This window comes from Methanothrix soehngenii GP6 (assembly GCF_000204415.1).
GTDB lineage: Archaea > Halobacteriota > Methanosarcinia > Methanotrichales > Methanotrichaceae > Methanothrix > Methanothrix soehngenii.
Genome location: NC_015416.1, coordinates 1,726,685 through 1,746,324 on the forward strand (window position 1 = coordinate 1,726,685; position 19,640 = coordinate 1,746,324).

Consider the following 19,640-nt stretch of genomic DNA (forward strand, 5'->3'; position numbering starts at 1 on the left):
CACTTCATGCTTCTTCAATCTGATAATAATATTCTCCCTGCTCTTTTTGCATTCTGTCCAGCCTGGATTCCGGCTTGTTGACTCTGGGCCTGCGGGTCTCTTCATCGCGCCGGAAGGTTATGCCGATCCCTTTGAGGAAGGCGTTCATCCCCTCGCGCATCTCCAGCGGGGTATGGGCCACACCGAGGATTCCAGGAACGCCATCGAAGACCATCAGGCGCTCGCTGAGCAGATCGATCAGATAGATGTCATGATCCACCACCAGTACAGTCTTCTCAGTGGACTCGGCGAACCTTCTCATGACCTTGGCGGCCAGCATCCTCTGCTCCACGTCCAGATGGGCGGAAGGCTCGTCCAGTAGATAGAGGTCCGCCTCCCGGCTGAGGCAGGCAGTTATGGCCACTCTCTGCAGCTCCCCGCCTGAGAGCTCAGAGAGGATCTTATCTAAGAGGGGCTCGATGCCCATGGGCCTGAGGATCTCTGCCTGATAGTAACTGCTGTCAAATCCGTGCGTCAATCCCCTCAGCATGCCCTCTACGGTCAATTCAGTGTCTGCTTTGAGGTACTGGGGCTTATAGGATATCTTCAGCTGGCTTTCAAAGCTGCCAGTTGTTGGCTTTTCCACTCCTGCCAGGATCTTGATGTAAGTGCTCTTCCCAATTCCATTGGGCCCCAAGATCCCCACCACCTCGCCCCGGCGGATGATCCCCGCCTCGGCCTCCAGCCGGAAGGAAGAATACTTCATGGCAAAAGCGTCATAGGCAATGAGGGATGGGATCTCCTTCTCTATTCGGGGGGCATGTACCTCGAAGTTGATGGCGGTGTCGCGAAAGCGAACATTCTCCTCGGGCAGGTTGCCGCGAAGGTACTGGTTGATGCCCACCCGCACCCCTTTGGGCCTGGTTATCACGCCATAAGCACCGGGAACGCCATAGATGAGATGAACGTTTTCCGCCAGGAGGTCGAGCAGGGCCAGGTCGTGCTCAACCACCATCACCGCCTTATCTTTAGCCAGGCTCTGCAGTATGCGGGCGGAGTTGATGCGCTGGTGGATATCAAGGTACGGGCTGATCTCATCGAAGAAGTAGAAATCAGCGTCTTTTGCCGCCGCAGCTGCGATGGCCACCCTCTGCAGCTCGCCGCCGCTGAGGCTGGAGATGTCTCTGTCCATGAGCTTTGATATGCCCAAAGTCCCCGTCAGTTCGGCCAGGGCGCCCCTCTCATCAGTCTTTTCCAAGAGGCCCGAAACCATGCCTGAATAGCTCTTTGGGATGCGATCAACATACTGAGGCTTATAAGAGGTCTTGATCCCCTTATCCACCACCTTCTTCAGATAGTCTCCCAGGATGGAGCCGGAGAAGCGCTGTAGCGCCTCCTCCCAGGATGCGTCTTTGCCCAGGTTCGGCCGGAGAATACCGGAGAGAATGGATATCGCCGTGCTCTTTCCTATGCCGTTGGGGCCCAAAAGACCCGTGACCCTTCCCTCGATCGGCACAGGCAAGCCATAAAGGGCAAAGCCGTTCTGGCCGTATCTATGAACTGGATCCTCCATCTCCTCGGGCAGATTGGTGATGGTGATGGCTCCAAAGGGGCATTTGCGTACGCATATTCCACAGCCAACACAGAGGTTCTCAGTAATGAGGGGCTTGCCATCTGCAAACACGATGGTCTCGTCGCCCGTGCGGACCGGCGGGCAGAAGTATTCGCATTCTTTAGAGCATTTTCTCGGCTGGCATCGGTCGCGATTGATGATAGCTATCCTCATGTTCTACCTCAATTGAGCAGTATTGTCCATGTGACCAGCCAGAGGTCAACTACAATGAACTCCACGTATAGCCAGTCTTTGGTCTTGAAGCTGGCTGCATCTATCTTCAGCAGGGGATAGGCGACCCTCTGGAATAGAGAGGTGACCAGGATTACTGATAGCAATATGAAATGCCAGGGGAATTCGCCTATCTCCCATGGATTCTCGCCCGTGGTGCTGGCAATATAGTAGCAGGCAAAGCCTGCCAGGACTCCCAGAGCGGCGGCGAACACTGTCTTCACTATCCCATCCCGGCGGTCTTTCTTCCTGTCGGCAGCTGTCTTAGGCCTGGGCGGTTCTTTTTTCGTTTTCGTCTCCGTTTCCTTTGGCGCCGTCATCTTATTCTGTTCCGCTGCCAGCCCTCGCTCATCCTTTCTGCCAGACTTTTTCTCTTTCTTGGCCATCGGATTTCCAGACCTCATTATATGATAATAGCGTTTTGGTCCGGGAAAAGTCCAAGTACTATAAACAAGAAGAGCAATTGCATGTGTATGACCGTAGCGGACGCTTCGGTGTTCATCTGGGGCAAGAGGCCAGAAGGGGAGCTGATCACCGTCCCGGCGGTGGAGGCGGAGCTAAAGGATATAAGAGCAAGGTCCCGGCTCCATATATATGAGACCCGGGTGGAGAGCCCCACCACTATTGCCCTGAAAGCGGCCAGAGATGCGGCTGAACAGACGGGGGACATTCGTTCTCTCTCTGCGGCCGATCTGGAGGTCCTGGCCAAGGCACTGGAGTATAATGCTACTCTCGCTACCGACGACTATGCTCTGCAAAACGTCGCTCTTCACCTCGGCCTGAAGATCGAGCCCATCGGCCAGCCCCGGATAAAGAAAGAGCGTAAATATGTCCAGAGGTGCCAGGGCTGCGGCCAGAGATTCGAGGGGGAAGCATGTCCTGATTGCGGAACTCCCGCCCGAAAGAAGAAAAGGTGTATGAGATGAAAAATATTGAAAATTTGATGAAGAAGGCAACGGAACTTAAGGCAGAAGGACTGGTAGAGGGTCAGATCTCTGAGGAGCTGAATGTATCCGGAGAGACGGTGACCTGGCTTTTAACCCATGCCGAGAAGACGAGCACCTCCCCCGGCCCCAAGGATATATCGGTGGACTGGTCGGCCATAGGCCGAAGCGCCTTCAGGCTCAACCACATATCTGAGGCCATGACCGACATCATTTATGAGACCCTGGATGCCAATGAGAGCAGCGTGGATGTGGTGGTGGGAATCGCTTTGAGCGGCCTGCCAATTGCCAGCATGGTGGCAAACGACCTGGCAGCGGAGCTGGCCGTTTACACCCCCAGCAAACAGATGATCGCCCAGGAGAACAAGAGGGCCAAGGGCAACCTGAGCTCCAACTTCTCCGATGTCCAGGACAAGGACTGCATCATCGTCGATGACGTGGTGACATCCGGTCAGACCCTGGAGGAAGCAGTGGAATATCTGGATGAGCACGGGGCAAGGATCAATGCCATCGCCGTCCTGATCGACAAGAAAGGCACTGAAGAGATCGCCGGAGTGCCAGTGGTCTCCCTGCTGAAGGTCATGAGGGTGAACTAGAGGCGAGATTCGAGAGATTATTCTGATGGTCAGCAATGTCTGGCCATTTGGAAAACCTTTTAGCAATCCTCGCCCTTCTCCCGGCAAAAGCTGATGTGCCATGTTCACCGAGGACGAATATCGATTGGACTTCTTCATTGAGGAAGGATTCCATCATAAGAAGTGCGAGAAATGCGGCAAATTCTTCTGGACCAGGGACGGGAGCAGGAAGACCTGCGGTGATCCGCCCTGTGATCCCTATACCTTCATTGGCTCTCCCATATTCAAGCGCCAGCATAGCCTGGATGAAATGCGCGAGCATTATCTGGGCTTCTTCGAGGCCCGGGGGCATACCCGGATCAAGAGGTATCCGGTGGCGGCCAGGTGGCGAGATGACATCTATCTGACCATTGCTTCCATCGCCGATTTTCAGCCTTTTGTTACCTCAGGGCAGGTACCGCCGCCAGCCAACCCCCTGACCATCAGCCAGCCCTGCATCCGTTTAGACGACCTGGATTCAGTGGGGCGGAGCGGGCGGCATCTCACTACCTTTGAGATGATGGCCCACCACGTATTCAACACCCCGGATAGGGAGATCTACTGGAAGGACCGGACTGTGCGGCTTTGTGACGAGCTGCTCGTTGGCCTGGGGATGGATCCTCTGGCGGTGACCTACAAGGAGAATCCCTGGGCCGGTGGGGGCAATGCCGGGCCGAGCGTGGAGGTTATGGTGGGCGGCCTGGAGCTGGCCACTCTGGTGTTCATGGATCTGGTGGCCGCGCCTGCGGGCGCTGTAGAGATCAAGGGCGAGCGCTATGAAAAGATGAAAAACTATATCGTTGACACCGGCTACGGCCTGGAGAGGTTTGTCTGGGCCTCTAATGGTGCTCCCACCATCTATGACGCCATATTCCCTGACCTGGTAAGGCAGGTGGCAGACCTGGCTGGCGTAGAGCACAACCTGGATGACCCGGAGTATGCGGAGATCTTCGCCCAGAACGCCCGCCTGGCTGGAATGGTGGACCTGGACGAGTACAGTATGTCTGACCTGCGGGCGAAGATCGCAGGCAGCATAGGCATTGATCCCGGGCGGCTGGAGAAGGCCATTCTTCCCATGGAGCGGGTCTATGCGGTGGTCGACCACACCCGTTGCCTGGCCTATATGCTGGGAGACGGTATCATCCCCTCCAATGTTAAGGGCGGCTACCTCTCCCGGCTGGTAATTCGCCGCACTCTGCGGCTGATGAAAGAGCTGGGCCTGCGACTGCCCCTGGCCGACCTGGTCCAGCTTCAGATCTCACGCCTGGATTATCCAGACTGGGAGGAGTCTTTCGCTACCATCAGGGATATCCTGGACCAGGAGGAGCAGAAGTATGCCGAGACCCTGGAGAAGGGCATGCGCCTGGTTCGAAAGACGGCGGAGAGCTATCTGAAGAAGAATGAGCCTGTGCCCCTCTCGGAGATGATCGCCCTCTATGATACGCACGGCATCCCTCCGGAGATCGCCCGCGAGGCAGCGGTGCAGATGGGAGCTCAGGTGGAGCTGCCGGACAACTTCTATTCACTGGTTGCGAAAAAGCACATCCGAGCGGAGCCGGAGGAGGAGAAAAAGCCTCCCATACCGGGCAAGACGGAGCTGCTCTTCTATGAGAATCCATTCGAGCAGGAGTTCGAGGCAGAAGTTCTGGATGTGGTGGAGGGGGCGGCCATCCTGGACCGGACGCTTCTCTACCCGGAGGGTGGAGGCCAGCCTGCTGATCATGGCACCCTGGAGAAGGATGGGCAGCTGTTCCAGGTAACAGACGTCCAGAAGTCAGGGGATGTGGTCTTGCATAAGCTGGCCGAGCCCGGCTGCCTGGCCAAAGGGGATCGCGTTAAGGGAAAGGTGGACATGCTTCGCCGTCTGGCCCATGCCCGGCATCATACCGCCACGCACCTGGTACACGACTCGGCCAAAAGGGTATTGGGCAAGCACATATGGCAGGCGGGGGCCCAGAAGAGCGAGGACCGGGCCCGGCTGGATATATCTCACTTCAAGAGGATCACCGATGCTGAGCTGAAGGCGATAGAGCTGGAGGCCAACCGCAGGGTGATGGAGCTGGTCCCGGTGGACACCCAGTTTCTCCCCCGCACCGAGGCGGAGAAGCTCTTCGGCTTCGAGCTCTACCAGGGCGGTGTGCCGCCGGGGAAGCTCATCCGGGTGGTGCGGGTGGGAAGCGACATTGAGGCCTGCGCAGGGACTCATGTCACCAATACCGGCATGATAGGAATGATCAAGATCCTGAGGGCGGAGAGAGTCCAGGACGGGGTGGAGAGGGTAGAGTTTGCTGCCGGAGAGGCGGCTGTGCGAGCGTCTCAGGCCAGGGACGACCTGCTGGCCGGTGCGGCAGGCATCCTGCGGGTGCCAAACGAGCAGCTCCCCCGGACTGCGGAGAGGTTCTTTGAGGAGTGGAAGGAGCAGCAAAAGGAGATCGAGCGGCTGAAAGAGGATTTGGCTGCTGCCAGGCTGAAGACCCTGGTCTCCGAGGCGGAGACCATAGACGGCCTACGGGTCATTGTGCAGAAGATGGGCAATGCGGATATCGATGAGCTGCTCAAGGCCGCTGCCCTTCTGGCGGAAGAGGACTGCGTGGCCCTGCTGGGCTCGAAGACCGGAAAGCTGGTAGCAGCTGTGGGCCAGTCTGGCCTCTCAAAGGGCGTCAAGGCGGGGAGCATAATCAAGGCAGCAGCCAAAGTACTGGGCGGCGGGGGCGGCGGCAGGCCCCAGCTGGCCCAGGGCGGCGGGCCGGATACAGAGAGGCTGGAGGAAGCCCTGGCCGCGGGGAAGGAGGCGATCCGGGCTGGGGCCTGATTTTCTCCGTTTATTAATATTTTCCCTCTCTGAATGCTCGCTGATGATCAGATTTTATGGCGAGCGATCAGCATATTTTTGGCGGTCCTTACATTTATATCAAAAGAGCATCAAATAGCATCATTGTGAACAACGAAGAGCTGTTGGAAAGGATAACTATAAACCCCAAGATAATGGTGGGCAAACCTGTCATCAGAGGTACAAGACTTACAGTGGAGTACATCCTTGGACTCCTGGCTCATGGCATCAGTATGGAGGCGATTCTGGAAGAATATCCCGGCCTGGCAAAGGACGACATATATGCCAGTCTCCTCTTTGCCTCTAAGAGCCTGCAGGATGCCTCCTTTGTTCCCCTCGGCGCTGAGGCCGTTTAGATGCGATTCCTGGTGGATGAGTGTGTGGGACCTTCTGTCGTGCGCTGGCTGCGTGATAATAATCATGATGCATCTTCTGCTTTCGAGGATTGCCGGGGGTGGGAAGACGAACGCATCCTTGAAAAAGCCTGCACAGAAGGGCGCATAGTAGTAACCATGGATAAGGATTTTGGAGATATGATCTTTCGAATGAAATTGCCTCATCGCGGGATTATATTGCTTCGCAGCGCTTATTGTGGTCCATCCGATAAGATATCGATGATGAAAAAGGTCCTTTCCCTGGATGAATCGGATCTATCCGGTCGCTTCGTAGTGGTAACTGAGACCGCGATAAGGATCTCAGGAGCTATCACTGATTAAACGATTATGGGATTAAAGCGCTGGAGAAGAGGTTTAAAAATATTAGTATTAAAATTGCAAAAGCATGGACAATTGTGAGTTGATGGGATAAAGGCGTCCGGACAGGTTAGAACTTTCTGCTTAAAGTAGCGGCTCTGCTCGTCGGTGGCAGGCCGGGGGCTGGCCCAGGGCGGCGGGCCGGATACAGAGAGGCTGGAGGAAGCCCTGGCGGCGGGGAGGGAGGCGATCCGGGCAGGGGCCTGAATCTTCTCCGTTTCTTAAATCGGCTCTTTGTTGAATTATATGGGTGAGATCCGGCAGAGATTATGGCCTTTGTTCCTTTGCGTCTCTCTGGTTGGGTCAGAGCATCGCGGTTCACCACAGAGGCGAAAAGATACAGAGAATTTGCGATTCAAAGTTCACCCGTGCTACATAGCGAGGAGCCTGGTTCATACTCGTCGTAGATCGGTTTGATTGGATTACAGATAACGGATTTTAGCCACAAAGAGCACAAAGGCCTCGCAAAGGTTAATCCAGTTCTTGATAGCCCAATAATCCTTTGGTGCGGTCTTTGAGTCCTTTGTGTGCTGGATAGATTTCGTTTCCATTCAAAAAATCCATCGACCTCTCCCAAAAACTGCGTATTCTCGATCTGGCAAGATTGCTTGAACCGAACCATCTAAGCCATCAAATCTCCAAACAGAACATTCTCCAAGGGATTTACCGCCAGACTCTCTCAGGATGAGCAAGTTCGTTCGCCTCGCTTTTTAAATATCGTTCCATCCCGGTTTGATCCACTGTCTAGGCAGAGCACCTGATTGATAAAGGAGCCAGATAATGAGAGCGATCAGAGAATACTTAAAGCATAAACCATGTCTGAGGGGCCAGATCCTCGATCGGGGCGAACTGAAGCGCGTGGCCCAGGCCTGCGGATTGAGCCCTCAGGAGGCCAGAATGGAGCTGAGACGCTTGGGTTTCATCCTGACCCGGAACAATCACGGCCTGCCCGTCTGGACGATTCCTAAAGCCGATCGGTCGGAGGGCATGGCCAGCAATGAAATGCTCAACCGGGCTTCTAAAAGGGGCAGCCTGACAGGCTAACGGAAAATATATGAAGATAAAAAAGATAAGAGAGAGCTGAGTGCCATTCCTGTACTTATAGAGCTGAAGGACATCCGTAAGACCTATCTCATCGGCAGGAGCGAATATCCTGTTTTGAAAGGCATAGATCTGGAGATAGAGAATGGGGAGTTCGTGGCGTTGATGGGGCCATCTGGCAGCGGCAAGTCCACCCTGCTGAACATCATCGGCTGCCTGGACCGGCCCACTAGCGGCCGCTTTTTACTGCTGGGCAAGGATATCAGCCGGACGCCGAACGAGGAGCTGGCCAGGATCCGGCGGGAGGAGATGGGTTTCATCTTCCAGACCTTCAACCTCATCGCCCGGATATCGGTCCTGCAGAATGTGGAAATTCCCATGATGCTGCGCGGAGTCCCCCGCGGGGTGAGACGAGAGAGGGCCATGAAGCTCTTGGAGAGCATAAATGTCGCCCACCGGGCGGACTTCGGCCCCCAGAACATCTCTGGCGGGGAGCGGCAAAGGGTGGCGATAGCCAGAGCTCTTGCCAACGATCCCCAGATCATAATAGCCGATGAGCCCACGGGCAACCTGGACCTAAAGAATAGCGATGAGGTCATGAAAATCCTCAACCAGTTGCATGAGGAGGGCAGAACGATCATCATGGTCACCCACAATCCGGAGATAACAGAGAACTGCAGCCGGGTCATCCGGCTCAGAGACGGACGAATTTTGGAGAATTGCTAGATGAAGAGAATACTAATCATCATTTTGGCGCTTCTGATAACGGGCCTGGCAGGAGGATATGAGTATCGCATGCCAGTGAATATCCAGAGCAGTACCACTCCCGCAGTGCTCATGCCCGGGGATGAGGCGATTTTAGCCATTCAGATGCAGAACGGAGCAGCAGCCTACGGCGTAGGAAAGGATGCAGGGGTCTCAAGCCTCTCCTCAAATGTCCTATTATCCACTCCCATCAATCGTACACTGCTCCAGGGCACCTCTGAGCTGGAGGTCGTCGATCCCTATCGCTATGACCTGGGAATGGTCGGTCCGAACGATCAAATCACCGTATTCTATAAGGTCAGGGCAGGGGAGAACGTGAGCGCCGGCACTACCCTTCTTGATTTTACAGTTCTGGGGGGCTACGATATGATCACCATCAACCGCAATATTCCGATCAAGGTCGATCCATCTGCGGTGAGCATGGCCATCATCGACTCAACCTCTTCCTCCCCATCCACGACCCCTTCCAAGGCCACCGTTAACCTGAATGTGGCCAACCCCAGGGAGAACACCCTCAACGCCGTGACCATAGTGCCCTCAGCCCAGGGGATGAGGTTCTCCCCGGAGAGGTACTATATCGGCACGATGGACCCGGATGAGGTCTTCACCATCAGTTTTGGTGTGGAGTACACCGATCTGGGGAAGACTGCCCGAAATCCCTCCAATGTCAGCTTTGTGGCTGAGTTCAAGAACGGCGATACCTGGCATGAGTCAGAGCCTTACATCGCCACTTACACCCCGCCTCTGCAAGCTGACCGGCCGAACAACAATCTCCTGCTCATGGCCATTGGCGCCCTGGTCCTTTTGGCTGCTGGGGGCTACCTCTACCGAAAAAAGAGGCTCTCGAAGAATGGCGATGGGGGAAAGGGGTCATCTTGAAGGATCTGAAATGAGCCTGAGCCTTGTTGGGTGGCGAGAATGAGATTGCAGGATATGCTGGAGTTCATCTCCCTGGGATTCAAGAGCGATCGCTTCAAGACGCTCATGTCCTCCCTGGGAATAATCATCGGCGTCTTGGCGATTGTGGTGATGCTCTCCGTGGGGGAGGGGCTATACTCTGGTGTCTCCAGCCAGTTCTCCACCTTGGACCTGGATGTGATCCATGTAATTCCAGGCAGCGCTCGCTTTGGCGGGCCGGACGGGGAGCCAGGAAGCCGAAATGCTGCTGAGCCCGCTAAGTTCACTGATAAGGACACCAAGGTTTTAGAGAACGTTGTGGGGGTCAAGAACGTCGCACCACAGACCGGGGCCAGCGTGGTGATCTCCTTCAGAAATACCAATAGCTCCGGCAGCCTCACCGGGGTGGACCCGGACAAAGAGCAGGATCTGAAGGAAAAGGTGGCACAGGGCAGGTGGCTCTCGGGCTCGGATTACAGGTCGATAGTGATAGGCAATGGCATATCCCAGGAGACGTTTCGCATGAAGGTCACTCCGGGAAACAAGATCCGACTGTACTATCGTGACCAGCCCATGGACTTCACTGTGGTAGGGGTGCTGGAGGAAGAGGAGGAGTCGGGCTTTGGCGGCGGTATGGGAGATAGCGCTGACAATGCCATGTATGTCACTCATAAAGCCATGGAAGAGCTCTTGGATGAGGAGAACTACTACTATCAGACCTTTCAGGTCACAGTCTCCGATCCCGATCAGGTGGATTATATAATCGAGAGGATCATAAACGACCTTCGTCGCTACCATAAGGACGAGGCCTATGATGCCACCACCGCCCGGGATATGCTCAGCACCCTGATGAGCACCCTCTCCATGATCAAGTACGCCCTGGCGGGAATCGGGGCCATATCACTGCTGGTGGGGGGAATCGGCATCGCCAATGTGATGATGCTCACCGTAAAGGAGAGGATCAGGGAGATTGGGACCATGCTCGCCCTGGGGGCGACGGTAGAGGACATTCGCAGGCAGTATCTGCTGGAGGCAGGGGTCTTAGGAATGGTCTCAAGCCTGATAGGCATAATACTAGGGGTGGGAACCTCTCTTCTCATAGGCTCTCTGGCCGGGCTGCCATCGTCCATAACCCCCGAGTCGATAGTATTGGGCGTTCTGTTCGGCGTCCTAACCACCACCATTGCCGGTTATTATCCGGCGAATAAAGCGGCAAAGCTCGATCCTATCGAGGCGCTCAGAGCAGAATGAGCGCCTCCGAGGCCGAACGATGAGGTGTGGTTGATATGAAAAAACTGGTGATATACTTGTTGGCTTTCCTGCTTTTAGGTGCGGGCTGCCTGGCAGCTCCCATGAAGCTGGATGGAAGCGCGGGCAAAGCGATACTGGATGGCATGAACAGCAGGACAGAGAATCAGACGGTGGCAAATCTAACCATTGACCAGACCAGTAGCGAGAATGAATCGCTGGATCAGGTTAGAGGACAGAACGGAGGGCTATGGAGCTGGGGCGGCGTGCCTTCAGGCTACGCCTTAAACAAATCAACTGGAGAGCTGGAGCCGGTTCCTGCTGGCGGAGCGGACTGGCTCACAGCGCTGATCGATCTCTAGATTACAATTGAGCTGCCTGGCTTGGGCAGCTTGGATCTAGGCAGCTTGCTTGCCTTCTTCAGCCCCCCCTCCACTGCATCGCGTATGATATAGCCGCCCACATGCAGCACAGTGTCTCCAAGTTCTGCATCCCTCTCCATAGAGCCGGTGCAGGGATAGGAATGGTGAGCCTCGGATATCCTCTCCCTCAGGTCGGGCTGATCGGTCTCCAGGCCCAGCATCTTCTTGGCCACAAACCAGGTGGATCCGCAGGGGGCGCTTCGCACGACATTAGCCCCCATGATCACCTCCTTTCCCTCTCTGCTGCCCTGGACGGTGAACTCTATCACCGGATTGCCAATTCTCGCCTCTTTCAGGAACTGAGCGATGATGGGCTTATTTGGATCGGGGGCGAGAGCGCAAAACGGCTTGGCAAAGGCCGCCTCCATCCCCAGCTCCGCTGCCTTCTCCTCCACCTGTCTTCTCTGCCCCAAAGGCATCTCCTTCGGAGATTCCGATCCGCCGATGATCGCTTTGACCCCAGCCTCTTTGAACTTGGGGAGCAGGCCGTAGAGGATATCGGGATGGACATTGATCACAATGACCAGATCCACCTTGGGTATATCTTGAGGGAGCAAGGGCTCTACATCATCTATGAAATCCCCATAAGTCGATGGATCTGGCATCTCCACCAATGCCACAATATCTTTTGCCAGGTCCGGGGCAACGTTCCGGCATTCGGTGCAGGCGTCTGCGCAGGAGATGCAGAACCCTGAGAAGTTCACCAGGTTTCCAACCACCCGGCTGCCGAAGTCGCCACTGTAGTATACCGCCAGCTTCATCTTCTCACCATTCCTGTATCGTTTACTACCTTCCCGTCGATCATGCATATGAAATGATCGAGGGGGATATTCTTTCCTGACCTCTTCATTGCCTGCTCCACCAGGTTAATGATATGGTAGCAGCAGGGAACCTCCATCCTGAGGACGGCTATATCCCGGATCTCATTCGAATTGAGGATCTCCGCCAATTTAGAGATGAAGGTCTCGCTCTGATCCAGCTTCGGGCAGCCGATGAGAACCACCCTTTTTCGGATGAACTCGGAGATGACGGGACAGGCAAATGCCGAGCAGTCCGCGGCTATCAGCAGACTGGCGTCCTTGAAGTAGGGGGCATCGGTGTGGGCCAGACGCATCTGGATAGGCCAGCTGGAGAGCTGGGAGGAGGGGCCGAGCTTGTTTGAATGCTGTCCTGGTCCCTCTCCTGCCCCCATACTCGATCTCTGTGGTTGATGAATTGGGAGGACGCAGGGGGCTACTGGACCCGATTCGCCCTCTTGTTTTGCCCTATTTTCGGCGAGAGCGCTGCCAGCAGCTTTGGATTGCTGCAGATGCTCCACGGCTGCCTTCTCATCGAATGCTTCTGCATCTCTTCGCTCAATGGTCAAAGCCCCGGTTGGACACTCGCCAATGCATGCCCCCAGGCCGTCGCAAAACGATTCTCTTACCACCCGCGCTTTGCCATCCACCATTTCTATCGCTCCCTCTGAGCAGGCGATAACGCAGCTGCCGCAGCCATTGCAGAGGGACTCATCGATCTTGATGATATTTCTCTTTACCATTGCGACTCCCGATCATCTACCCCATCATCTTCTTAATGTCCTCATCCGGAGTGCTGATCAGCCGGATGTCGTACTGGTCCACCAGGATCTTGAGCATATCATCATTGATCCATCCGGGGACGATGGGGCCCAACCAGATCCCTTTGATTCCCAATGCCAGCAAGGACCAGAGAATGGCCACAGCCTTCTGCTCCATCCAGCTTATCACCAGTGTCAAGGGCAGATCATTAACTCCCACCCCGAACAGGTCGGCCAGAGCTCCGGCCACCTCCAGGGCGACGATGGCATCGTTGCACTGACCCAGGTCGATCAGGCGGGGGATGCCCTCGATGTCCCCTAAATCCAGGTCATTGAAGCGGAACTTGCCGCAGGCTAAGGTGAGGACCACTACGTCCTGGGGCAGCTTTTGCACGAACTCCCGGTAGTAGTCGGACTTCTTCAGAGGGGCATCACAGCCGCCCACTAAGAAGAACCTCTTGATCTTGCCTTTCTCTACCAGCTCCTTGATCTTGGCGGCATGGGAGAGGAGAACGGAGGTGGAAAAGCCGGTGGTCAGCTCATACTCTCCCGGAGCGTCTGGGAGCTCCGGCAGCTCTCGAGCTCGAGCGATAACCTCGGAGTAGTCGTATCCATCGATGTGCTTGACCCCTGGCAGGTAGACCGGCCCGGTGGAGAACATGCGGTCGATGTACTCCTCACGCGGAGGAAGGAAGCAGTTGGAGGTGCCCAGGAGGGCCATGGGATACTGGGCGAAGAGCTTCTTTTGGTCAAACCAGGCTTTGCCCAGATTGCCTGCCAGGTTCTTGTACTTTCTCAAGCCCGGATAGCCGTGGGCGGGGAGCATCTCGGAGTGGGTGTAGACGAATACATCTGTGCCCTCCACCTGCTGCAAGAGCTTATCCAGGGCGTTCATGTCGTGGCCGGTGATAATGATGCCGTGGCCCTTTACCGTTCCCGTCCTCACCTTGGTGGGCGTGGGCTCGCCGAACCTCTCGATGTGCGCCTGCTTGAGCAGCTTCATGGTCCTGATATTCATCTCCCCCGCTTTCACTGCCAGGTTGAGGAACTCCTCGGGGTCGAAGTTCACATTGGTCAGGGTGGAGAAAAAGCCCCTCTCGATGAATGCGTCCACCTCCGGGTCGCTGTAGCCCAGTTCCCGGGCATGATAGAGATAGGCGCTGATGCCCTTGATGGCGAAGAGCAGGTTATCCTGCAGCCGGGCGACGATCGGTTCCTTTCCACATACTCCTTTCACTGTGCAGCCGGTGCCCCGGGCGGTCTGGGAGCACTGGTAGCAGAACATGTCCAATTTTTCAGTAGCTGCCATTTTTTATTGCCTCACAACTAGTATACTATTGATACCAAAGTATATAACCTCGAAAGTTTCCCTGAGTATACCATGTATGAAGGATGCACAGTAAACCTGACTGTGAAGTATATTGCCAGAAAATGGACCATGCTAATACTCTTGGAGCTCTACAAGGGAGTGGGGCACACCAGGCGGTTCTCTGAGTTGAAGGGCTGTCTGGCAGGGATCACCCAGAAGGTTCTATCCGTTCGGCTCAAGGAATTGGAGCGGGAGGGGCTGGTGGAGAAGAAGATGGACAGCGAGGCCTTTCCCCTGAAGAGCGAGTACACCCTCACCGAGAGCGGCTTAGAGATGATCGAGGTCATCAAGAGCATAAAGCTGTGGGCCTTGCGCTGGAAGATAAAGAACATCGAGTGCGGCAGCCAGGATTGCGGGCAGTGCGTTCTGTAAACTACTCCGGCCTAAAGACCGGAGCTTTCAGTAGCCCTGAAAGGACTGCCTTGATACTTGGAAGTCCTTCCGAGCCTCCAGGCCGGTCTACATAGCGGCCCAAGAAAGCTATATTCTTAGCACCATTGAAATCAGCATCGCCAGACCAACCACACACAGGACACTTGAAGCTCTTGCTATTCCTGATTCCATGCTCACCGCACTGATGGCACGTCGGCTGGTGTATGCGGGGTCCACCAGAACCAGAGGAACACCAGCCGCGAGAGCCTTATAGCTAAGGAACTCCTTAAGCTGGCAGAAGGCCCAACCATTGACTCTTCGTCTATGGTTTTTTCCTGCTTTCTGGTTGATGCCTTCTCTGATTCCAGTTAAGTCTTCCAGAGCAATTTTGGCAGGAATCTCCTGGGCTCTGGTCACAATGGCTTTGCTGATTTCGTGGTTGATCTGCCGTTGGTAGCGTGCTTCTTTGCCTGATAGTCGTTGCTGAAGCTCTCGGCATCTTCGCCTTGAACTCCTTGTACCTTTCACGGCTTTCTGTTGAAGAACAGCACGCATAGACGCATAATGATTCTTGATTAGCTTGATAGTCTTTCCGCCAAACTTCTGGCCTTCGGAGGTCACAGCTATATCAGTTATACCAAGATCGACACCTAGAACTGTATCAACATGTATCTGCTCCGGTGCTTCGCTTTTAACCTGGATGTTGATATAGTATTCAGATCCTTTCTTACAAAGCGTTGCGCTTGTCGGTTTAGAATCCTTGAGTCTGGTTCGCTGATAGTCGCCTAGAACCAACTTGATTCGTTGTCTCGATCTAAGAAGAGTCACGCTGATTTCTTCGTCTTTCTCTCTGAAAGCAAAGATCCTAGTATCATAATCTATACTGGTTGGTTCAAAGTTCTTAACTGATGAATGATCCTTCATGGCAGTCTTACGGTTAGATGCAACGCGATTGATAGCCCTGATTGCCAGATTGGCAGAAAGACCAAACTTAGCTCGAACATCTTGGTATACAATGCCCTGAATACGGACCTTATTTCTGAGCTTAGCAGGCGTATTCTGGTTTATCCAATTGCAGGCATCCGCAAAGGCTTTCAGAGTATCCTCCATCTCTTCGGCCTGGGAGTCTGTTGGACTTAACTTGCATCGGACGGTTAACACCTGCTCAGTCATCAGTAGGCAGTATAGTCACTAAGTGATATAAAGGTTTTGGTGGGCTACTTACGGCTTTCCTCCCTGCCCTGAAGAGCGGGGCTTCCAGCCTGTGTTTATGTGAGTTGCTGGGCTGTCCTGGGCGGGCTCTGTCGATCTTGACATGAGGAACTCCTCCACATCTATCATCTGCATGACCCTGGGTTTCAATTCCAGGGATTGGCAGGTGGACAATTTTATCTCGCCACTATTGGATACTTTTAGACCGCCATTGACACCTTCCAGCATGACTGCATGTCAACGAGATTTCCTGGGAGCGAGACAGTACATGGCCCAACCCATATATTGGCGCTGGAACTGTAAATAGTCATCCTGGTCAGCACGGAAATGCTTGAATACCTGTTCATAGTCCGCGTGGGTGGGATTATCTTCCAGCCACCGTACAAGTCCATACCAACCATCTGAAATGTACCTGTCCCAGTCGTCGTAGCTGGCACGAATGATGTATTCGAGTTCAAGGCCTTCATCCCGGGCAAATTGAGTTAGTTCCGTTTCTGTATGGGTAGTGGTCTGCTTTTGGGCGTATTCCGGATGTACCTGATTGCTAAGCCAGTGGGTTTCACCGATACCAAGGCGTCCATTCTGCCGAATTGCTCGTTTCAGTACTTGGAGTGTCTGCTGCCAGCCGCCAAAAATAAACGTTGACCCTATACATGTTGCGGCATCGAAAGCCCCTTCTTCGAATATGTAATCAGCCCCATTGGAGCAAACGATTTCGATTCGGTCCGACAAACCACTCGATGCCAGTTTTTGCCTGGCCCTGTCGCAGAAATCCTCGGATATATCTATTCCAATACCAGTAATACCGAATTCCTCAGCCCAGAGAGTAAGGGGTTCGGCACAACCACAACCGAAGTCAATGACCCGTTTTCCTTCTTCCAATTTGAGCAATTTGCCAAGTTTGATGATCTTTTCAGGCGTGGAAGGGTTTAGTATCTCCATATAGCGGTGTGAGATGCTCATAATGTCAAGGAATTCAATAATTTATGCCTCCTTCTGGAAATTGCGGCTTGATTAATAAAGGTGTTGGGAGACCTAATACGAATCTCGTTGATGACGTCCTATCAGAGACTACTGCGAGCTACCTGGCACTTCATGCTGCAGTATATGGAACGGCATATACGAGTGCGGTGATTCCTCAGTCTGCTCCTATCCATCTTGCCGCCTCTGTTGGCAAGTATCCACAAGACGCGATCTCTCGGAGACTGTGACGGACCGTCTCGGAGCCCTTTGGGTCGTGTCATTTCCATAGCTTCCATAAATCTGGAGGATCATACTTCCTCCTGTGCCACCGTCGGACTGTCTCTTTAATCTTATCTAATCGGCCCATCGGTGTTTTCATCCCTAGTTCCTCACGAGTCCATATTTTTTTACCCTTCGTGCCTTTTAGCGCTTGATCTATGTCAAATTCGAATGGGTCAGATTTATACCATCTCCCACTTTCATCTATTAGACAAGCAATTATTTTTATGGTTCCAGACCTCGGTTGTAAGACTTTTGCTATCTTATCCGAGTACTCCCATCTTTCGCAATAAGCGCCTGGCAAAACTCTCGTTGAATATGGTTTTCCGATAGAATGACCGATTTTTTTACTTGGTATAAAAAATGAATATGAGCTAATGGTTATAGGAATTTGGCCACTGTTATAGCCTCTGATGGTAATTACCCTCTCGGGGTCGCTTGTTAGAGAATGCGCAGAGTCTACAAATTCGTATGCATCTAATTTTATATTTGGCTGTTTATCCTTCCAATGAAAATATGCGTTAGCTATACCGAGAACCAAAGCACAGAGGGCAATGATAGCTGATATTACTTGAAAATCGCTCATTCCGGATGGAGTTGACGAGTTTACTATTGTCAGATTGAGGGACATTATCTATCCCCTCCTCCAGAATTTCCACCAGCCTTTCTTCTTGATCTCCTCTTCTCCGGGCTTCAGGGATAGCTGGCAGATGAGCTGTGCGAGGTGGCCGCAATTCATGACTTCATTCTTCCCTATATCCCAGCTCTTTTGCCTTGGCAAAGGCGGAATCTGACTCTTCTGTTCGATTAAGTGCCTTCAGGGTTTCACCTTTGAAATGCCAAATAAGTGCCTCTTGCGGATCAATTTCAATAGCCTTGTTGAAGGCTTCAAGGGCCTCTTCGTACCTGCTAAGGCCATAAAAGGCAGCGCCCTTGTTATTCCAGAGTATCGCATCTTTTGGATCTAGCTCAATGGCTCTTCCATATGCCTTGACCGCTTCGTCATGCTTTCCAAGATCCGCCAGTGCATTTCCTTTGCAATTCCAGGAGCTTGGATCTTTAGAATTTATCGATATTGCTTTATTATAAGCCTGGATAGCTTCCTCTTTCTTGCCTAGGCCAGATAAAGCCCATCCCTTATTATTCCATGCAATAGCGAACTTAGGTCTTATTGCTATGGCCCGATCATAGGCTTGAATGGCTTCATCATGCTTTCCCGAATTGTCTAGAGCTATTCCCTTGCCATTCCAAGCATCAGCGGATCTGGGATTTATATCGATGGCATTATTAAAAGCGATTATGGCTTCATCAAACCTATCCAATCTATTTAGAGCATATCCTTTTTCATTCCATGCTTCAGCGGATTTGGGATATAGCTCTGTGGCTTTATCAAAGCAGGAGATGGCCTCATCAGACTTCATCAGCTCTAATAAGGCAGCTCCTTTATTCACCCATGCCAATTTGTTCTTGGGATCTTTTCCTATGGCATTATCATAGCATGAAATGGCTTCATCAAATTTTCCTTGATCATATAGATCATCCCCTTTCTTGAGCCATTTACTTGCTTCGCGAGATTTCGGGATTCTCATTCTTGGTTCATCGGAATCCTTGAAATCAACAACACTCTGCGCTTTCTCTGAAGGGGCAACTGAGAATCCAAGCTCCTCTACATTAATGTGGCTTATTCTATCCGTTATCTTGAGAGCAGACTCAAATCGAGTATCATAGCCTCTGCTTATCACAAGCCCTTTGACGGGAACACTCTTGGCAATCCTTTCTTGCACCCACCCCATATAATTCGAGATTTGCCCGAATGTATTTTGGCTAGCTCTGACATTTTTTAGCTCTATCACTGTAAATCGTTTTTTATCCGGTTATAACAGAGAAGATCAATTCGCCCGCCATTCCCTTTGCATATAAATTGCCTTACGGTTTGATTTGAGATCGGGTCATTATATAATTCTAGATTATATTCAAACCTTTTTAGAATATCCAAATTAGCTACCAATGCATCTTCCAGATCTTTTTCCAATCCTATACTTTCCGCTATAGGCAGTCGTTGAGTATTCTCGATGAAATCTTTATATCCTGGATTATTTAAAGCAAGCAAATTATTAAGCTTGTTCCAGTATTCTAGCGATATTTTAAAATTGCTTCCTTGAAAACTGCATCGGAGAGGCCCCCACTCATCAAAATACGGATTCTGTCGCAGGTCCTTTGCATGAAGGGATTGCTCGAACTTATAGAGGACTTCGTAATCGCAGCCATAATCCCATCCCTTATCATTGTCATCTGCAATAGAATATGCATCGCTCTCTGCTTGAATCAAATAGCGGATGTCTTTTTTGGGTGATGTTCTCCATAAAAGAACAAGGTCACCCTCTTTGGTTGCTTTATTGCAGGTCCACCAGCCATCTGAGTCAGCCCCCAATGTGGGATCAAGATCTTCCCGATCGCAACCATCTTCATCCAGATAGTAATCAGGACGAGTCACCCAAAGCCAGTATTGGCGCTCGTTAGATTCTGAAATGTCTAACACCCCTAAGATCCGA

General features: G+C 52.9%; 21 protein-coding genes and 1 pseudogene. 11 read left to right on the plus strand and 11 right to left on the minus strand.

Annotation, left to right across the window (positions count from 1 at the left end):
* Positions 1-4: 4 nt before the first annotated feature.
* Both MCON_RS08710 and MCON_RS08715 read right to left on the minus strand, forming a co-directional pair.
* Positions 5-1,765 (minus strand): ribosome biogenesis/translation initiation ATPase RLI, encoded by a 1,761-nt coding sequence (locus MCON_RS08710; RefSeq protein ID WP_013719627.1) that lies wholly within the window; start codon positions 1,763-1,765, stop codon positions 5-7.
* Between the two features lie 8 nt (positions 1,766-1,773).
* Positions 1,774-2,208 (minus strand): EMC6-like membrane protein, encoded by a 435-nt coding sequence (locus MCON_RS08715; protein ID WP_013719628.1) that lies wholly within the window; start codon positions 2,206-2,208, stop codon positions 1,774-1,776.
* Between the two features lie 81 nt (positions 2,209-2,289).
* Between MCON_RS08715 and MCON_RS08720 the strand changes: the two genes are divergently transcribed.
* The 10 genes from MCON_RS08720 (at position 2,290) to MCON_RS08765 (ending at position 11,275) form a co-directional block, all read left to right on the plus strand.
* Positions 2,290-2,748 (plus strand): NOB1 family endonuclease, encoded by a 459-nt coding sequence (locus MCON_RS08720; protein ID WP_048132226.1) that lies wholly within the window; start codon positions 2,290-2,292, stop codon positions 2,746-2,748.
* Positions 2,745-3,362: an orotate phosphoribosyltransferase-like protein gene (locus tag MCON_RS08725; protein WP_013719630.1), complete on the plus strand. Its 618-nt coding sequence runs from the start codon at positions 2,745-2,747 to the stop codon at positions 3,360-3,362. Before MCON_RS08720 ends, MCON_RS08725 begins: the two co-directional genes overlap by 4 nt.
* 100 nt (positions 3,363-3,462) lie before the next feature.
* Positions 3,463-6,192: an alanine--tRNA ligase gene (alaS, locus tag MCON_RS08730; RefSeq protein WP_013719631.1), complete on the plus strand. Its 2,730-nt coding sequence runs from the start codon at positions 3,463-3,465 to the stop codon at positions 6,190-6,192.
* Between the two features lie 125 nt (positions 6,193-6,317).
* A complete protein-coding gene (locus tag MCON_RS08735) occupies positions 6,318-6,566 on the plus strand; it encodes a DUF433 domain-containing protein (RefSeq protein WP_048133096.1) in 249 nt (82 codons plus the stop codon).
* Complete coding sequence (locus MCON_RS08740) at positions 6,567-6,926, plus strand: DUF5615 family PIN-like protein (protein ID WP_013719633.1); 360 nt, start codon at positions 6,567-6,569, stop codon at positions 6,924-6,926. It begins immediately after the preceding gene.
* An 816-nt stretch (positions 6,927-7,742) separates the two neighbouring features.
* Positions 7,743-8,006, plus strand: coding sequence for a hypothetical protein (locus tag MCON_RS08745; protein WP_048132229.1), 264 nt, complete (start codon positions 7,743-7,745; stop codon positions 8,004-8,006).
* Between the two features lie 114 nt (positions 8,007-8,120).
* Positions 8,121-8,729: an ABC transporter ATP-binding protein gene (locus tag MCON_RS08750; protein WP_013719634.1), complete on the plus strand. Its 609-nt coding sequence runs from the start codon at positions 8,121-8,123 to the stop codon at positions 8,727-8,729.
* Positions 8,730-9,647, plus strand: a complete 918-nt coding sequence (locus MCON_RS08755) for an LPXTG cell wall anchor domain-containing protein (RefSeq protein ID WP_013719635.1) — start codon at positions 8,730-8,732, stop codon at positions 9,645-9,647.
* A 39-nt stretch (positions 9,648-9,686) separates the two neighbouring features.
* Entirely contained in the window at positions 9,687-10,916 is a 1,230-nt protein-coding gene (locus MCON_RS08760; protein ID WP_048132234.1) for an ABC transporter permease, read from the plus strand.
* Positions 10,917-10,951: 35 nt separating this feature from the next.
* Positions 10,952-11,275 carry a hypothetical protein gene (locus MCON_RS08765; RefSeq protein ID WP_013719637.1) on the plus strand — a complete coding sequence of 108 codons (324 nt, stop codon included), beginning with the start codon at positions 10,952-10,954 and terminating at the stop codon, positions 11,273-11,275.
* Here MCON_RS08765 and MCON_RS08770 read toward each other — a convergent pair.
* From MCON_RS08770 to hcp, 3 genes are read right to left on the minus strand one after another with little or no spacing between them, the layout of a single operon-like run.
* The gene (locus MCON_RS08770) at positions 11,272-12,096 is read right to left on the minus strand and encodes a DUF166 domain-containing protein (RefSeq protein ID WP_013719638.1); all 825 of its coding nucleotides are present in this window, start codon (positions 12,094-12,096) and stop codon (positions 11,272-11,274) included. The genes MCON_RS08765 and MCON_RS08770 overlap by 4 nt on opposite strands.
* Positions 12,093-12,875: a 4Fe-4S binding protein gene (locus MCON_RS08775; protein ID WP_013719639.1), complete on the minus strand. Its 783-nt coding sequence runs from the start codon at positions 12,873-12,875 to the stop codon at positions 12,093-12,095. The genes MCON_RS08770 and MCON_RS08775 overlap by 4 nt, the downstream gene beginning before the upstream one ends.
* A 16-nt stretch (positions 12,876-12,891) precedes the next feature.
* Entirely contained in the window at positions 12,892-14,202 is a 1,311-nt protein-coding gene (gene hcp / locus MCON_RS08780) for a hydroxylamine reductase (protein WP_013719640.1), read from the minus strand.
* 72 nt (positions 14,203-14,274) lie between these two features.
* Here hcp and MCON_RS08785 point away from each other — a divergent pair, with 72 nt between their 5' ends.
* Positions 14,275-14,634, plus strand: a complete 360-nt coding sequence (locus MCON_RS08785) for a winged helix-turn-helix transcriptional regulator (RefSeq protein ID WP_013719641.1) — start codon at positions 14,275-14,277, stop codon at positions 14,632-14,634.
* Between the two features lies 1 nt (position 14,635).
* Here MCON_RS08785 and MCON_RS08790 read toward each other — a convergent pair.
* The 6 genes and pseudogenes from MCON_RS08790 to MCON_RS08815 form a co-directional block, all read right to left on the minus strand.
* A pseudogene (locus MCON_RS08790) lies at positions 14,636-15,807 on the minus strand (RNA-guided endonuclease InsQ/TnpB family protein).
* Between the two features lie 48 nt (positions 15,808-15,855).
* Positions 15,856-16,074 (minus strand): hypothetical protein, encoded by a 219-nt coding sequence (locus MCON_RS08795; protein WP_013719643.1) that lies wholly within the window; start codon positions 16,072-16,074, stop codon positions 15,856-15,858.
* Between the two features lie 9 nt (positions 16,075-16,083).
* The gene (locus MCON_RS08800) at positions 16,084-16,809 is read right to left on the minus strand and encodes an SAM-dependent methyltransferase (protein WP_083804699.1); all 726 of its coding nucleotides are present in this window, start codon (positions 16,807-16,809) and stop codon (positions 16,084-16,086) included.
* 277 nt (positions 16,810-17,086) lie between these two features.
* Positions 17,087-17,719 carry a hypothetical protein gene (locus MCON_RS08805; protein WP_013719645.1) on the minus strand — a complete coding sequence of 211 codons (633 nt, stop codon included), beginning with the start codon at positions 17,717-17,719 and terminating at the stop codon, positions 17,087-17,089.
* Positions 17,720-17,831: 112 nt separating this feature from the next.
* Positions 17,832-18,941 carry a tetratricopeptide repeat protein gene (locus MCON_RS08810; RefSeq protein WP_157863750.1) on the minus strand — a complete coding sequence of 370 codons (1,110 nt, stop codon included), beginning with the start codon at positions 18,939-18,941 and terminating at the stop codon, positions 17,832-17,834.
* On the minus strand, positions 18,938-19,627 hold the full coding sequence (locus tag MCON_RS08815; protein WP_013719647.1) for an EVE domain-containing protein: 690 nt from the start codon (positions 19,625-19,627) through the stop codon (positions 18,938-18,940). Before MCON_RS08815 ends, MCON_RS08810 begins: the two co-directional genes overlap by 4 nt.
* Between the last annotated feature and the right edge of the window lie 13 nt (positions 19,628-19,640).